The following is a 14,853-nucleotide window of genomic DNA, read 5'->3' on the forward strand; positions in this document are numbered from 1 at the left end:
CATGAGTACCGACGCAATTCCCGCCACCGGCGGGGCGCCCGCCGACGACTATCTCGCCAAACGGACCCTGCGCTCAGGCTCGGCCGGGTGGGTGCTGCTGGCCGGTCTCGGCGTGAGCTATGTGATCTCCGGCGACTACTCCGGCTGGAACTTCGGGCTGGCCGAAGGCGGCTTCGGTGGTCTGCTGATCGCCGCGATCGTGATCGCCGCGATGTATCTGGCCATGGTGCTCGGCATGGCCGAGCTGTCCTCGGCACTGCCCGCGGCGGGTGGCGGCTATACCTTCGCTCGGCGCGCGCTCGGCCCATGGGGCGGCTTCGCCACCGGCACCGCGGTGCTCATCGAGTACGCGATCGCGCCCGCCGCCATCGCCACCTTCATCGGCGCCTACGTGGAGTCGCTGAACCTGTTCGGGATCACCGACGGCTGGTGGGTGTACCTGGCGGTGTACGCGCTGTTCATCAGCGTGCACCTGGCCGGTGCGGGTGAGGCGCTCAAGGCGATGTTCGTGATCACCGCGATCGCGCTGGTCGGACTCGTCGTGTTCGCGGTCGCCGCGCTCGGCAAGTTCGACGTCGCCAACCTCACCAACATCGCACCCGACCCCGAGGCTACCGGCGCCTCGTCGTTCCTGCCGTTCGGCTACCTCGGCATCTGGGCGGCCATCCCGTTCGCCATCTGGTTCTTCCTCGCCGTCGAAGGCGTGCCGCTGGCCGCCGAGGAGGCCAGCGAGCCGGAGAAGAACGTGCCCAAGGGCATCATCGTGGCGATGCTGCTGCTGATCGTCACCGGCGCGGTGGTGCTGTTGCTGGTCACCGGCGCACTGGGCGCCCAGGACGCGTCCGCCTCGGGCAACCCGCTGGTCCAGGCGCTCGGCGACAGCCCAGCCGCCAAGGCGGTCAACTACATCGGCCTGGCCGGCCTGGTGGCCAGCTTCTTCTCCATCGTCTACGCCTACTCGCGCCAGACCTTCGCGCTCTCCCGCGCCGGCTATCTGCCCACCAGCCTGTCGGTGACCAACTCGCGCAAGGCGCCCGTGCTGGCACTGATCGTGCCCGGTCTCATCGGTTTCGCCCTCTCGCTGACCGGCGAGGGCGCGATGCTGCTGAACATGGCTGTGTTCGGCGCCGCGGTGAGCTACGTGCTGATGATGGTGAGCCACATCGTGTTGCGGGTTCGCGAGCCGAACATGCCCCGGCCCTACCGCACGCCCGGCGGCATCGTCACCACCGCGTTCGCCCTGGTGATCGCGGCGGCCTCGGTGGCGGCGACCTTCCTGGTCGATCCGAAGGCAGCCCTGTTCACCCTCGGCGTGTTCTGCGCCTTCATGGCCTACTTCGGCCTCTACAGTCGCAAGCACCTGGTCGCCAGCTCGCCCGACGAGGAGTTCGCTGCCCTGGCGAAGGCTGAACAGGAGCTCGAATGACGGTGTACCGCAGCAACAACGGCGTCAGTACATACACCTTCGACGGCCTGATCGAGCTGCTCGCCAAGGCCACTCCGCTGCGCAGCGGCGATGAGCTCGCCGGCTGCGCGGCCCACACCGACGCCGAGCGCGCCGCCGCCCAGTGGGCGCTCGCCGAAGTCCCGCTGACGACATTCCTCACCGACGTCGTGGTGCCGTACGAGACCGACGAGGTGACCCGGCTGATCATCGACAGCCACGACCGGATCGCCTTCGCCACGATCGCGCACCTGACCGTCGGCGGGTTGCGCGACTGGCTGCTCGCGGTCGCCGCGACCGAGGACGCCGCGGCGACGCTGGCCGCGGTGTCGCCGGGGCTCACCCCGGAGATGGTGGCCGCGGTCAGCAAGATCATGCGCAACCAGGACCTGATCGCGGTCGCCAAGGCCACCGTGGTGACCGCGGGCTTCCGCACCACCATCGGCCTGCCCGGTCGACTCAGCACCCGGCTGCAACCGAACCATCCCACCGACGATCCACGCGGCATCGCCGCCGCCACTCTCGACGGGTTGCTGCTCGGCTGTGGCGACGCGGTGATCGGCATCAACCCGGCCACCGATTCCCCGCGGGCCACCTCGGACCTGTTGTCGCTGCTCGACGACGTTCGCCAACGCTTCGACATTCCGACCCAGTCGTGCGTGCTCTCCCACGTCACCACCACCATCGGACTGATCGAGGCGGGGGCGCCGGTGGACCTGGTGTTCCAGTCGGTGGCGGGCACCGAAGGCGCCAATGCCGGTTTCGGCGTGAACATCTCGCTGTTGCGCGAGGGCAACGAGGCGGGCCGTTCGCTCGGGCGCGGCACCGTCGGCGACAACGTGATGTATCTCGAAACCGGGCAGGGTTCGGCGCTGAGCGCGAACGCGCACCTGGGCGTCGACGACCGACCGGTGGACCAGCAGACCTTGGAGACGCGCGCCTACGCCGTCGCCCGGGATCTGCGACCGCTGCTGGTGAACACCGTGGTCGGCTTCATCGGTCCGGAGTACCTCTACGACGGCAAGCAGATCATCCGGGCCGGGCTCGAGGATCACTTCTGCGGCAAACTGCTCGGCCTGCCGATGGGCGTGGACGTCTGCTATACCAACCACGCCGAGGCCGACCAGGACGACATGGACACGCTGCTCACGCTGCTCGGCGCGGCGGGCTGCGCGTTCGTCATCGCGGTGCCGGGCGCCGACGACGTGATGCTCGGCTACCAGAGTCTGAGTTTCCACGATGCCCTCTACGCGCGAAAGGTGCTGGGCCTGCGCCCCGCACCGGAATTCGAGGCCTGGCTGTCGGGCCTCGGCATGATCGACGCGAACGGCCGGGTGCGACAAGTGGCGCCGCTGTCGTCTCCGCTGCGCGCACTGGCGGGTACCCGATGAGCACGCCCCCGCCCGAGTCGCCGCTCTCGCCACACCGCACCGCCGAGCGAGCTGGTACGCCGGAACCGATCGGGGCGAACATCGGCGGCGAAGCACCGACACCGGCGCCGCCCAGCGCTACCGAACCCGATGCCGCCCAGGACTTCTGGCGCGAACTGCGGGGCTCCACGCAGGCCAGGATCGGGCTCGGGCGCGCCGGCGACGCCCTGCCCACCACCGATGTCCTCGCGCTGCGGGCCGCCCACGCCGCCGCCCGCGACGCCGTCCATCTCCCGCTCGACACCGCGGCGTTGACTGAACAGCTCGACGTTGTCGGTCTCGGCACCGCGACCACCGTCGCCAGCCGAGCGAGCACCCGCGCCGAATACCTGCGCCGTCCCGATCTGGGCCGGTTGCCCGCCGACCTGTCCGGAGTCGAAAAGGGCTCGGCCGACATCGGTTTCGTTCTCGCCGACGGCCTGTCCCCTCGGGCGTTGGCCGAGCACGGCCCCGGCCTGCTCGCCGCACTCGCCGAGACCCTTCGCGAGCGCTACACCCTCGCCCCGCCGGTGATCGCCACCCAGGCCAGGGTCGCTCTCGGTGATCACATCGCCGAGGCCATGGGCGTGCGCACGGTGCTGGTGATCATCGGCGAGCGCCCCGGCCTGTCGGTCGCCGACAGCCTCGGCATCTACCTCACCCATCTCCCCCGGCCCGGTCGCGCCGACGCCGACCGCAACTGCATCTCCAACATTCATCCACCCGACGGCCTCACCTACGTCGATGCCGCCCGCGTGGTCGCCGGACTGGTCGCCGGAGCGCTCGCGCTCGGCCGCTCCGGCGTCGACCTCAAAGACACCTCACGCGCCGAAAGTCTCAGCGCCACAGACACCTCGACCATCGCCGCGGCGACGGAGAACAGGGACCACTGACATGACGAAGATCTCCGCCCTCGCGGCGGTGGCGATGACGGCTGCCCTGATGAGCTCGGCCGCTTGCGGCACCGACGATTCCACCATCGCCTCGCAGCAGTGCTCGACCCTCGACGCGGGCCAGATCTGGTACGGCGACAACAAGGAGCGCATCGCACGGTTCATCAGCGAGACCGGGCGTTGCGGCGCGGCCGGTTCCGGCGCTGCGCCGCTGGCACTGTTCGACTGGGACAACACCGTCGTGAAGAACGATGTCGGGGTAGCCACCTTCTACTGGATGCTGGCCAACGACAAGGTCTTACAGCCCGTCGACCGCGACTGGACCACCGTCGGAGTCCACCTCACCCCCGAGGCCGCCGCCGCGCTCGCCGCCGCCTGCGGCGATGCCGCACCGAACACCGCACTGCTCACCTCCACGAACACCGCCTGCGCCGACGAATTGGTCTCGGTCGCCGACAACGGCGAGACGAAAGCCGGTCGGGTCGCCTTCGACGAGTACGACCACCGGCGCACCGCACCCGGCTACGCGTTCGTGGTCCAGCTGATGCGCGGCTACACCGAAGCTCAGGTCACCGACTTCGCCCGCAGCGCCCGTCGACAGAACCTCGCCGCCGCCGAGGGCAGCAAGCAGACCATCGGCACGACCGAGGTCGACGGCTATGTGCGGTACTACAGTCAGATCAAGGACCTGGCAAAGGTCTTGCAGGACAACGGGTTCGATGTGCGTATCGTCTCCGCGTCGGCGGAGCCGGTGGTCCGGGTCTGGGCCGAGGAGCTGGCCGTTCCCGGTGACAAGGTGATGGGTGTGCCGCTGCTGGCCGACAACGGTGTCTACACCGGACACCTCCCCGGCTGCGGTGACACCGGCGTCGACGAGGTGATCACCTACATCGACGGCAAGCGGTGCCGGATCAACGAGGAGGTCTTCGGGATCACGGGCGCCGCCGCCTTCCAGCAAGCGCAGGCCGACAAGCGCGCGACCTTCGCCGCCGGTGACTCCGACACCGACGTGGTGTTCGTCGGCGACGCGACCGGCCTGCGACTCGTGATCAACCGCAACAAGACCGAACTGATGTGCAACGCCTACGGCGCCGACGACGGAAAGTGGGTGGTGAACCCGATGTTCATCGCCCCGAAGTCGCGCAAGTCCGAGCCGTACCCGTGCGCGTCCACCGGCTTCACCACCTCCGACGGAACCGGCGAGCCGCTGCATCGACCCGACGGCACCGTGGTCCCCGATCAGCAGGACCGCGTCTACTAGCGATCACATCCGAGTCTGTCGTTCACCTGACAGCTTCGTTCGCGTCACCCCGCCTGCCTAACGTCGCCCACCTATCGCGCGCAACGCGGATATCCACCACTGCCCATAACAGTGTTATACGCACAGGAAGTTCGGTATGGACCGTCGAAAGTTTCTGACCTCCGCAGCCACCGTCGGTGGGGCTGCCGCCGCGTTCTCCCTGCTACCCCCGAGCCTCATGCGCGCACTGGCCGCGCCCGCGCCCACCGGCGGCCTGGAGGTCGTGGAGCACGTGGTGATCTTCATGCAGGAGAACCGCTCCTTCGATCACTACTTCGGCTCGGCGAAGGGCGTGCGCGGGTTCGCCGACCCGAACGCCGTGCAGCTGCGGGCCAACGGGAAATCCGTGTTCCACCAACCCGACGGATCCGGCGGTTACGTGCTGCCCTACAAGACCGACAGCCACAAACTCGCAGGCACTCCGCACTATTGGAACGACGGCCATCAAGCCTGGAACAAGGGCAAATGGGACAACTGGGTCCCGGCCAAGGGCGCCCACACCATGTGCCACTACAACCGCAACGACATTCCGTTCTACTACCAGCTCGCCGATGCCTTCACCGTCTGCGATGCCTACCACAGCTCGGTGATCGGCTCCACCGCACCGAACCGCAGCTACCACATCAGCGGAATGATCGGCAACGAACCGGACGGTTCCCGGGCCATCGGCAACGCCGCATACTCCGAGGACAGCCACACCGGCTACACCTGGAGGACCTACCCCGAACGACTGCAATCGGCCGGAGTTTCCTGGCAGGTCTTCCAGGAGTGGGACAACTTCCAGAACAACAACGTCGAGTTCTTCACCACCTTCAAAGCCGTGGCGCGCAAGGTCGTGGCACCGCTCGGCTACCAGAGCATGAATTCCTTCTACGGCAAGGTGCGCGCCGCCGCGAGCGCGGAACGCACCACCCTGCTCAACGCTATGAGAGCGGAGGCGAACAAACTCTCCCCCGCTGATCGCGCCCTGTTCGACCGCGGCCTGAACCGGGTGGACACCGGGCAGGTCGCCGCCAGTTTCCGGACCGCGGTCACGACAGGCAAGCTACCCACGGTGTCGTGGATCCTGGCTCCGACCAACCAGTGCGAGCACCCGGCCTCCGACGGACCCAGCACCGGTTCGGAACTGGTCTGGCAGGTACTCGATGCCCTCGCGGCCAACGAATCCGTCTGGAACAAAACAGTATTCCTGCTCAACTACGACGAGAACGACGGCTACTTCGACCACGTTCCGCCGCCGATCCCACCGGCTTCGGAAACCAGCGAGTACGTCAACGGCGTGCCGATCGGACTCGGCGCACGGGTTCCGATGACCGTCGTCTCGCCGTGGAGTCGCGGCGGCAACGTGTGTTCACAACTGTTCGACCACACCTCGGTCCTGCAGTTCCTGGAACGGGTCACCGGCGTCGAGGAAACCAACATCAGCAACTGGCGGCGATCGGTGTGTGGCGACCTCACCGCCACGCTCGACACGACGACCTCCAACCCCTATCCCTCGTTCGCCCGGCCCACGCCGACCGCGGGCAGCGGACCCACCAAACCCACACCCCCGCAACCACAGTTGCTGCCGCCTCAGGAGTCGGGCACCAAACCCGCACGGCCGCTGCCCTACCAGGCCGACGCCGACGCCACCCAGCACAAGGACATCGGCAAGGTCCGATTCACGATGCGCAACGGGGGCACGAAGACAACGCACTACGCCGTGTTCGTCAATGCCGAACGCACCGACGGGCCATGGCATTTCGACGTCGCGCCCGGCCGAACGGTCACCGACGACTTCGACGTGATCACCTACGGCGCCGGACGATACGACCTCACCTGCTACGGCCCCAACGGTTTCGCCCGCCGAGCCGCCGGCACGCTCACCGGGCCCGCCGCCACTGTCGACGTCACCTCGCAGGTGGCTACGGACGAGGACGGTGTCATCTGGCTGACCCTCACCAACAAGGGAACCAGCGCCGTCACCTTCACCGTCAAGCCCAACCGCTACCGCACGGATGGCCCGTGGACGTACAAGGTGGAACCGGGCGCCCAGACCCGCGACATCTTCCACGCCGCCTGGTACGGCAAACGCTGGTACGACCTGACGGCGACGGTGAGCAGCGACCCCAGCTTCGTGCGAGTGTTCCGGGGCTACATCGAAAACGGGAAGACCGGCATCACTGGTTAGCGACATTGCCCACGTTCGGTTCGAGGTGAGCCGGAGCCGTTCGCTCAATAGAGTGATTCCCATGATCCGCACCGCCGCCCTCGCCCATGTCCGCGACCGCAGGCTGATCCAGACACGTCCCGAAGGCAAGGATGTCTTCTACATGGCGGGCGGCAAGATCGACCCCGGCGAGACCCCTTTACAGGCGCTCCATCGCGAGATCGAGGAAGAACTCGGCGTCGGCCTCGACGCCGTCGCCGAGTTCGGCGTCTTCGAAGCGGAGGCGTTCGGGCACCGGAGGAACACCGGCCTACACATGACCTGTTTCCGCGCCGAACTCACCGGAGAACCACACGCCACCGGCGAAATCGCCGAATTCCGGTACTTCACCGTCAGTGAATACGCCGCGATGGAACACGTCGCGCCCGGCTCGATGATGGTGTTCCGGCGCCTGCACGAGCTCGACCTCATCGACTGGTAGTCCGCTACTGCGTCGATTCGATGTCGGCAGAAACGAACCGACGCGGCCCGACGATCCCATACCTGTGAAGAGCACCCCGAAGACCATGCCCGCCCAGATGACCGTGTCCGAACGCCGCGCGGCTCTGCGCCGGCTCGTCGTGGTGTTCGGTCTCATGAACACCTTGATCGAACTGAGCGCGAACGGCGCGCCGCGATCGCTGGCCGAGCACGCCACGACCGCGCGTGATCTTGTGGGCGAGCTCGTCACCGATCTCGCCCAAGCAGGCTAACCGCTCGGCTTCGGCGGGTCGGCGGCTTCTTCGTCGACGGTGATCACGCCGGGCTCGGTGCCGTCGTCGGCCTTCTGATCCGGTTCCGGATGCTCGGGCTCGAACGTTTCGGGCAGGCCCTTGAGATGCTTGTTCATCGAGCGGACCAGCAGCACCGTGCCTGCCAGCAGGATCAAGATGACCAGCAGGCCGAGCGGGGACGCCTTGCCGAACTCGGGTCCGGTGGGTTGCTGTGCGAGGTAGACCAACATCACCGGTCGGTGTCCTCGATGCCGGCGAACAGGTCGGTCTCCGGGATAGCGGTGGACACTCTCGTCTTGGCCAATTCGAACTCCTCAGTCGGCCAGAGCCGCTGCTGCATCTCCAACGGAATCGCGAAGAACGCGCCGTTGGGATCGATCTGGGTGGCGTGAGCGCGCAGGGCGTCATCGCGCTGGGGGAAGTATTTCGAGCATTCGATCTGGGTGGTGACCCGGCCCATGATGTCGCCGCGCGCCTGCATGTGCTGCCGCATTCGGTCCAGCCATTCCTGGAGCGGAAACGGTTCGCCGACGCGCTCGTACTCCGCGGCGAAGGTCTCCAGGCGTTTCATGCTGAAACCGTGGTCGTAGTACAGCTTGAGCGGCGTCCACGGCTCGCCCGCGTCGGGGAACTTCGTCGGATCGCCCGCCGTCTCGTAGGCGGCCATCGACACCTCGTGGCAGCGGATGTGGTCCGGGTGCGGGTAGCCACCGTTCTCGTCGTAGGTGGTGATCACCTGCGGCTTGAACTCGCGGATCACGCGCACCAGCGCCTCGGTGGACTCCTCCAGGGGCACCAGCGCGAAGCAGCCCTCGGGCAGCGGCGGCAGCGGGTCGCCCTCGGGCAGGCCCGAGTCGACGAAGCCCAGCCAGTGCTGACGCACACCGAGCGCGTGGGCGGCCGCGGCCATCTCCTCGCGCCGGACCTCGTTGATCCGGTCCAGCACCCCGGGGGTGTCCATGGCCGGGTTCAGGATGCTGCCGCGCTCGCCGCCGGTCAATGTCACGACGAGCACCTCGACGCCCTCGGCGGCATACCTGGCGGTCGTCGCGGCGCCCTTGCTCGATTCGTCGTCGGGGTGGGCGTGCACTGCCATGAGGCGAAGGCCACTCACTTCTCGTTCACCGTCGCTCTCGCTCGCGGGTGTCAGATGTCGTTACCTATAGTTCCATCCGACCCCCTGTTTGTTCCGACCACCCCCGGGAGCGCGAAACCGATGACCGAGCCCGCACCGGACTCCGCCGCGACCTCGGCCGCCGCAGCAGCGCGACACGCCGATCGATACGGCACGAAACGACCTGCGCGTCGCCTTTGGCTGATGGTTGTGCTCGGTGTCGGCGTCGTTGTCGCGGGCTTGGCGGTGGCCTATCTCGGCTTCCAGCAGTACGGCCCGAATGCGGTCGAGACCGAACAGCTGGGCTACGTGGTCGTCGACGACGCCACCCTGGAAATGCGGATCAAGGTGACCCGCGACGACCCGCAGCAGGCCGTGGTCTGCTTCGTGCGGGCAATGGATCGAGACCTCGTCGAGGTGGGACGGCGCGAAGTACTCGTCCCCGGCTCGGATTCGACCAGCGTGCTGGTGAGCACTACGGTCAAGTCATCGGCACGCGCTTCGGCGGGCGACATTTATGGTTGCAGCGACCAGATTCCTGGGTACCTGCGCCCCAGCGCCGGGTAGGCAAGCGCACCGGCGCCGGGTGGGCAAGCGCACCAGCGCCGGGTAGGCAAGCGCACCAGCGCCGGGTGGGCAAGCATCGAATTGCCCGCCTGACTAGCCTGACCTGCATTTTTGTGAGACATGCTAAAATGGTCTGATACACGGTTCCGGGGTTCGGAGCCGTGTTTGCTGCATTGGCGGCCAGCGGTGTTTGTGGGTATCGGGTTCACCCCAGGATCGCTCCAGCCGTCGGGCTGGTGCATGTCCTCCTTCGGGAGGAGTCGCGCCGGTTTCAGGGAATCCCGGTGCGCCGGGAACAACTACTAGGGAGTGATCGAGATGACCGAGAATGTGACCTGGCTTACCCAGGAGTCGCACGACAGGCTCAAGGGCGAGTTGGACTCGCTCATCGCCAATCGTCCGGTCATTGCCGCCGAGATCAACGAGCGCCGCGAAGAGGGCGACCTCAAGGAGAACGGTGGCTACCACGCCGCGCGTGAAGAGCAGGGTCAGCAGGAGGCGCGGATCCGCCAGCTGCAGGAACTGCTGAACAACGCCAAGGTCGGCGTCGCCCCCACCAAATCCGGTGTGGCCCTGCCGGGTTCGGTCGTCACGGTCTACTACGACGGCGACGACGGCGATACCGAGACCTTCCTGATCGCGACCCGCGAGGAAGGACTCGGCGCCACCGGCCTCGAGGCCTACTCGCCGAACTCGCCGCTGGGCGGCGCGCTGATCGACGCCAAGGTGGGCGAGACCCGCGAGTACACACTCCCCAACGGCAACACCATGAAGGTGACGCTGGTCAGCGCGGAGCCGTACCACAGCTGAACCCGTAGTTCGAGAACCCGAACGCAAGCGGCCGCATCCGGAATCCGGATGCGGCCGCTTCGTCATCTGTGGGTGTTCCCGCTCAGCTCGGGCCCGCTCAGCTCAACGCCTGCTCGACGTCTGCCAGGAGATCACTGATGTCCTCGATGCCGACCGAGAGCCGGACCAGGTCGGCGGGCACTTCCAGGGCCGAACCCTCGGTGCTCGCGTGGGTCATCGCGCCGGGGTGTTCGATCAGCGATTCCACCCCGCCCAGCGATTCGGCCAGCGTGAAGATCTCGGTCCGCGAGCAGAACTTCAGCGCCGCTTCCCGGCCGCCGGCCAAGCGCACCGAGATCATGCCACCGCTGCGACGCATCTGCTTCTGCGCGATCTCGTAGCCGGGGTGCGTGGGCAAACCGGGGTAGATGACCTGCGAGATGGCCGGATGGTTGGTCAGGAACGCCGCGATCACCTCGGCGTTGTCACAGTGCTTCTCCATCCGCACGGCCAAGGTCTTGATGCCACGCATCGTGAGGAAGGCGTCGAACGGACCGGGGACCGCGCCCGCGCCGTTCTGCAGGAAGGCGAAGTCCTTGTCGAGGTCGGCGCTGTCGGTGATCAGCGCACCGCCGACGACATCGGAGTGACCGCCGATGTACTTGGTGGTCGAGTGCAGGACCACGTCGGCGCCGAGCAGCAGAGGCTGCTGCAGGTACGGGGTGGCGAAGGTGTTGTCCACGACCAGCTTCGCATCGGCCTCGTGGGCGATGTCGGCGAGCGCGGGGATGTCACCGATGCTCAGCAGCGGGTTGGTCGGTGTCTCGATCCACACCAGCTTGGTGTTGGGCCGGATGGCCGCGCGCACCGCGTCGAGGTCGGCGATGTGGGCGGGCGAGTGCTCGATGCCCCACTGGCTGAAAACCTTGTCGATGAGCCGGAAGGTGCCGCCGTAGGCATCGTCGGGGATGACGATGTGGTCGCCGGGGCGCAGCATGGCGCGCAGCGCGCAATCGGTGGCGGCCATGCCCGAGGCGAAGGCGCGCCCGTAGCTGCCCGATTCGAGCGCCGCGAGATTGGCTTCGAGTGCGGTGCGCGTGGGGTTGCCGGTGCGCGCGTACTCGTAACCCCCGCGCATCCCGCCGACACCGTCCTGGGCGAAGGTCGAGCTCGCGTAGATGGGCACGTTGACCGCACCGGTCTGAGGATCGGGTTCGTATCCGGCGTGCACGGCCCTGGTGGAGAATCCCAGCTCACTCATTGCCCCAGACTAGTTGGCCGGTTCGGGTTGCGTTCGCAGGGGTTCTCGACATGGTCGAACTGTCGGTTTCGGGTCTGGTACTGCGGTTAAGCTCACGCCATGGTCACCGTCGAAGAGTTGTTCGCCATCGATCCGTTGCTGTCGCAGGAGGAGCGCGAAATCCGCGACACGGTGGCGCGATTCGGGGAACGCAGGCTGCGACCGCACCTCGCGGACTGGTTCGAGGAAGGCACGTTCCCGGTCCGCGAGATCGCACCGGAGCTGGGCAAGCTCGGATTGCTCGGCATGCACCTCGAGGGTTACGGCTGCGCGGGCGCATCGGCGACCGCGTACGGCCTGGCCTGCCAGGAATTGGAAGCCATCGACTCCGGGGTGCGCAGCATGGTGTCGGTGCAGGGCTCCCTGGCCATGGCGGCCGTTCATTTCTTCGGGTCCGAGCAGCAGAAGCAGCAGTACCTACCCGCGATGGCGGCCGGTGAGGTGATCGGGTGCTTCGGGCTCACCGAACCCGACTTCGGGTCCAACCCCGGCGGGATGCGCACCCGCGCGCGCCGCGACGGTGACGACTGGATCCTGAACGGGTCCAAGATGTGGATCACCAACGGATCGGTGGCCGACATCGCCGTCGTCTGGGCCTACGCGGAGGAGCCCGGCGCGGACAAGCCACGGGTGCGTGGCTTCCTGGTGCCCTCGGGCACACCGGGTTTCACGACCCGCGAGATCCATCGCAAGCTGTCGCTGCGGGCATCGATCACCGCCGCACTGGACTTCGACGACGTCCGCCTGCCCGCCGATGCCGTGCTGCCCGAATCGCGCGGGCTCGGTTCACCGCTGGCCTGTTTGAGCGAGGCGCGCTTCGGCATCATCTTCGGTGCGCTCGGCGCCGCGCGCGACTGCCTCAGCGCGGCGATCGACTACGCCCGTACCCGTGAGGTGTTCGACAAGCCGCTCGCGGGTTACCAGCTCACCCAGGCCAAGCTGGCCGATATGGCGCTCGAACTCGGCAAGGGCCAGTTGCTCGCACTGCACCTGGGGCGGTTGAAGGACCGGCACGAGATCACCGGCGAACAGATCAGCGCGGGCAAGCTGAACAGCACCCGCGAGGCCATCAAGATCGCCCGCGAATGCCGGACCATTCTGGGCGCCAACGGGATCACCCTCGATTATCCGGTGTTGCGCCACGCCAACAACCTGGAGTCGGTGTTGACCTACGAGGGCACCGCCGAGGTGCACCAGCTGGTCATCGGCAAGGCGCTCACCGACGCCAACGCGTTCCGGTAGGTCAGTCGCCCGTAGACAGGCTCGGCTTCGGCGCGGGCCTGATCATGCCGCTCGCGAAGGCCGCGGCCAGCATCGCGACCACCACCGTGAGCACGGTCAACGCGATGGGTACGGTGACGGCTGTGGGAATGCCGAGCACGGTCAGGCCTGCCACGGTGCCGCAACCCCAGATGATCGCGGCGGCCAGGCGACCGAGCAACGGTGCGTACGGCGAGCGGCACCAGGCACCGACGATCCTCGTCCGAGCCGAATATCTTGCGCCGGCGGCGATTACCGCACTCAGACCGAACAGGTGAACGGCCGGGTCGGTGACCTGCACTGCGGGTCCTTTCGCTCGCCGAGCTGGTTTGCCGAAAGTTTTCTCGTCAATGGTTATACCCATTCGGAGGCGATCGGAAGCCCGGTTCGGCGCAACTTCGCCGTATCGATCGAATCTCGTCGGATGCGCCTCGCGGTCCCGATCGGGGCAAGCAGTGTCGCTGATCTTGAAACCGATCCGATTTCAACAACGATCGACAGATTGCTACCATATTGTAATGTTTGCGCCCGGCCCCGCGTTGCTCGAACTTTCGGCGCAACGACAATTGCATCAGTTGAACGTCGAGTTCGGCGCCCCCGCGGCGGCCGTCGCCGCGGCGGTGCCCGCGCTGTCCGCCCTGCTGGACCAGCACGCCGCCGCGGTGCGCGACATTCTCGCCGTCGGCGTCGACGACTCGGCGCGGGTACCCCTCACCATTCTGCTCGCCGGTTATGCGCGCGGGCTCGTCGACCATTTCGCGGAGCGAGCCGACGGATTCTGCGCCGGCGCGCCCGGCAACTGGCACGAGGCCGACTGGTTACAGCTACGGCTGGCCGCGGTGTGCGCGTACGCCGCGGACTGACACACCCACACAACGACAACGGCGCCCCGCCACCCGAAGGTGACGCGGCGCCGGCGCCGGTTGATTATCGAGCGGTTTCGCCACCCCAGCCCGGCCGGCCTTCCGGGTAGCTCGCTCCCGGCGTGGCCCACGCCTGCTGCCCCTGCCCGGCCGCGCTCGTCGGAGCCACCTGCTCGCCCTGTCGCGCGGCATCCTCGCGGCCACGCTGGTAGGCCTGGGCATGCCCCTTCATCGCCGGCATCTCCGATTCCAGGTTGCCGAGCCAGTTGTTCCAGCGCTGCTCCATGGGCCGGACCAGGCCGCCTCCCACACCGACCACCAGGATGCCGCCGATGGTGGCGAGCACGGCGATCAGGATCGGGGTGGTCACCGAGGTAGCGACGCCGATCTGGTTCAGCGCGGCGATGATGCCGATGCCCCAGATGAACACCGCGGCGATCCGGCCGAGCATGGTCCCGTAGGACAGCCCGCCGAGCACATTGGAGACCAGGTCGCTCACCGCGTGGGCGATGGCCGCCGCGATCACCACGATCACGATCGCGACCACGGCCTTGGGCAGCCAGGCCACGATGCTGGTGAGCAGCGCGCTGACCGGGTTCGGCCCGAACACCGCGAAACCGATCTGCAGCGCGATCAGCAAAATCGCGTAGTAGGCGATCTTGGCGATAATGTCGGAAGCGTCGTATTTACTGCGGGACAGCATTTTCCGCAGTTCGCCGCGTTCGACGAGCTTGTCGAAACCGACGCGCTCCAGCACCGCGTTCACGATCTTGGCGACCACCTTCGCGATGATCCAGCCGACGAGAAGGATGACGATGAACGCCACCGCTTTGGGGACGAACTGCGCGACCGAACTCCACGCATCGGTCAAGCCCTGCTGGAAATCTATCGCAATGACGGAAGTATCCACGGCCTGTCCTTTCGGTCTTTCCGATCAGTGCGGCTGAATTGCCGAAGCACCTGTACGGGTATTTACCCAGGCGATACTCATC

At 67.1% G+C, this 14,853-nt stretch carries 16 protein-coding genes; 11 read left to right on the forward strand and 5 right to left on the reverse strand.

The window, feature by feature from the left end; translation table 11 throughout:
* Position 1 precedes the first annotated feature (1 nt).
* The 7 genes from eat (at position 2) to ACFWUR_RS18425 (ending at position 7,947) form a co-directional block, all read left to right on the forward strand.
* On the forward strand, positions 2–1,426 hold the full coding sequence (gene eat / locus ACFWUR_RS18395) for an ethanolamine permease (protein ID WP_378908326.1): 1,425 nt from the start codon (positions 2–4) through the stop codon (positions 1,424–1,426).
* Positions 1,423–2,835, forward strand: a complete 1,413-nt coding sequence (locus ACFWUR_RS18400) for an ethanolamine ammonia-lyase subunit EutB (protein WP_378908327.1) — start codon at positions 1,423–1,425, stop codon at positions 2,833–2,835. The genes eat and ACFWUR_RS18400 overlap by 4 nt, the downstream gene beginning before the upstream one ends.
* Positions 2,832–3,746: an ethanolamine ammonia-lyase subunit EutC gene (eutC, locus tag ACFWUR_RS18405; RefSeq protein ID WP_378908329.1), complete on the forward strand. Its 915-nt coding sequence runs from the start codon at positions 2,832–2,834 to the stop codon at positions 3,744–3,746. Before ACFWUR_RS18400 ends, eutC begins: the two co-directional genes overlap by 4 nt.
* A 1-nt stretch (position 3,747) precedes the next feature.
* Positions 3,748–5,007 carry a haloacid dehalogenase-like hydrolase gene (locus ACFWUR_RS18410; protein WP_378908330.1) on the forward strand — a complete coding sequence of 420 codons (1,260 nt, stop codon included), beginning with the start codon at positions 3,748–3,750 and terminating at the stop codon, positions 5,005–5,007.
* 136 nt (positions 5,008–5,143) lie between these two features.
* On the forward strand, positions 5,144–7,216 hold the full coding sequence (locus ACFWUR_RS18415) for a phosphocholine-specific phospholipase C (RefSeq protein ID WP_378908331.1): 2,073 nt from the start codon (positions 5,144–5,146) through the stop codon (positions 7,214–7,216).
* A 61-nt stretch (positions 7,217–7,277) separates the two neighbouring features.
* Complete coding sequence (locus ACFWUR_RS18420) at positions 7,278–7,676, forward strand: NUDIX domain-containing protein (protein ID WP_378908333.1); 399 nt, start codon at positions 7,278–7,280, stop codon at positions 7,674–7,676.
* Between the two features lie 64 nt (positions 7,677–7,740).
* Positions 7,741–7,947 carry a hypothetical protein gene (locus tag ACFWUR_RS18425; protein WP_378908334.1) on the forward strand — a complete coding sequence of 69 codons (207 nt, stop codon included), beginning with the start codon at positions 7,741–7,743 and terminating at the stop codon, positions 7,945–7,947.
* Here ACFWUR_RS18425 and ACFWUR_RS18430 read toward each other — a convergent pair.
* Positions 7,944–8,198, reverse strand: a complete 255-nt coding sequence (locus ACFWUR_RS18430; protein ID WP_378908535.1) for a hypothetical protein — start codon at positions 8,196–8,198, stop codon at positions 7,944–7,946. The genes ACFWUR_RS18425 and ACFWUR_RS18430 overlap by 4 nt on opposite strands.
* Entirely contained in the window at positions 8,198–9,064 is an 867-nt protein-coding gene (gene mca / locus ACFWUR_RS18435; RefSeq protein WP_378908335.1) for a mycothiol conjugate amidase Mca, read from the reverse strand. Before mca ends, ACFWUR_RS18430 begins: the two co-directional genes overlap by 1 nt.
* Before the next feature lie 120 nt (positions 9,065–9,184).
* Here mca and ACFWUR_RS18440 point away from each other — a divergent pair, with 120 nt between their 5' ends.
* Together ACFWUR_RS18440 and greA are read left to right on the forward strand one after the other, a co-directional pair.
* A complete protein-coding gene (locus ACFWUR_RS18440; protein WP_378908337.1) occupies positions 9,185–9,649 on the forward strand; it encodes a DUF4307 domain-containing protein in 465 nt (154 codons plus the stop codon).
* 318 nt (positions 9,650–9,967) lie between these two features.
* The gene (gene greA, locus ACFWUR_RS18445; RefSeq protein WP_378908338.1) at positions 9,968–10,459 is read left to right on the forward strand and encodes a transcription elongation factor GreA; all 492 of its coding nucleotides are present in this window, start codon (positions 9,968–9,970) and stop codon (positions 10,457–10,459) included.
* Positions 10,460–10,556: 97 nt separating this feature from the next.
* Here the strand turns inward: greA and ACFWUR_RS18450 are convergent, their stop codons facing one another.
* Positions 10,557–11,699 (reverse strand): cystathionine gamma-synthase, encoded by a 1,143-nt coding sequence (locus ACFWUR_RS18450; protein WP_378908339.1) that lies wholly within the window; start codon positions 11,697–11,699, stop codon positions 10,557–10,559.
* 99 nt (positions 11,700–11,798) lie between these two features.
* Between ACFWUR_RS18450 and ACFWUR_RS18455 the strand changes: the two genes are divergently transcribed.
* Positions 11,799–12,980, forward strand: a complete 1,182-nt coding sequence (locus tag ACFWUR_RS18455) for an acyl-CoA dehydrogenase family protein (RefSeq protein WP_378908341.1) — start codon at positions 11,799–11,801, stop codon at positions 12,978–12,980.
* A 1-nt stretch (position 12,981) separates the two neighbouring features.
* On the opposite strand, the gene ACFWUR_RS18460 is transcribed toward ACFWUR_RS18455, so the two are convergent.
* The gene (locus ACFWUR_RS18460) at positions 12,982–13,299 is read right to left on the reverse strand and encodes a hypothetical protein (protein ID WP_378908342.1); all 318 of its coding nucleotides are present in this window, start codon (positions 13,297–13,299) and stop codon (positions 12,982–12,984) included.
* A 217-nt stretch (positions 13,300–13,516) separates the two neighbouring features.
* Here ACFWUR_RS18460 and ACFWUR_RS18465 point away from each other — a divergent pair, with 217 nt between their 5' ends.
* On the forward strand, positions 13,517–13,861 hold the full coding sequence (locus tag ACFWUR_RS18465; RefSeq protein ID WP_378908344.1) for a DUF6401 family natural product biosynthesis protein: 345 nt from the start codon (positions 13,517–13,519) through the stop codon (positions 13,859–13,861).
* A 64-nt stretch (positions 13,862–13,925) separates the two neighbouring features.
* Here the strand turns inward: ACFWUR_RS18465 and ACFWUR_RS18470 are convergent, their stop codons facing one another.
* The gene (locus ACFWUR_RS18470; RefSeq protein WP_378908345.1) at positions 13,926–14,771 is read right to left on the reverse strand and encodes a hypothetical protein; all 846 of its coding nucleotides are present in this window, start codon (positions 14,769–14,771) and stop codon (positions 13,926–13,928) included.
* Between the last annotated feature and the right edge of the window lie 82 nt (positions 14,772–14,853).

It is taken from the genome of Nocardia sp. NPDC058633, from assembly GCF_042717045.1.
Taxonomy (GTDB): domain Bacteria; phylum Actinomycetota; class Actinomycetes; order Mycobacteriales; family Mycobacteriaceae; genus Nocardia.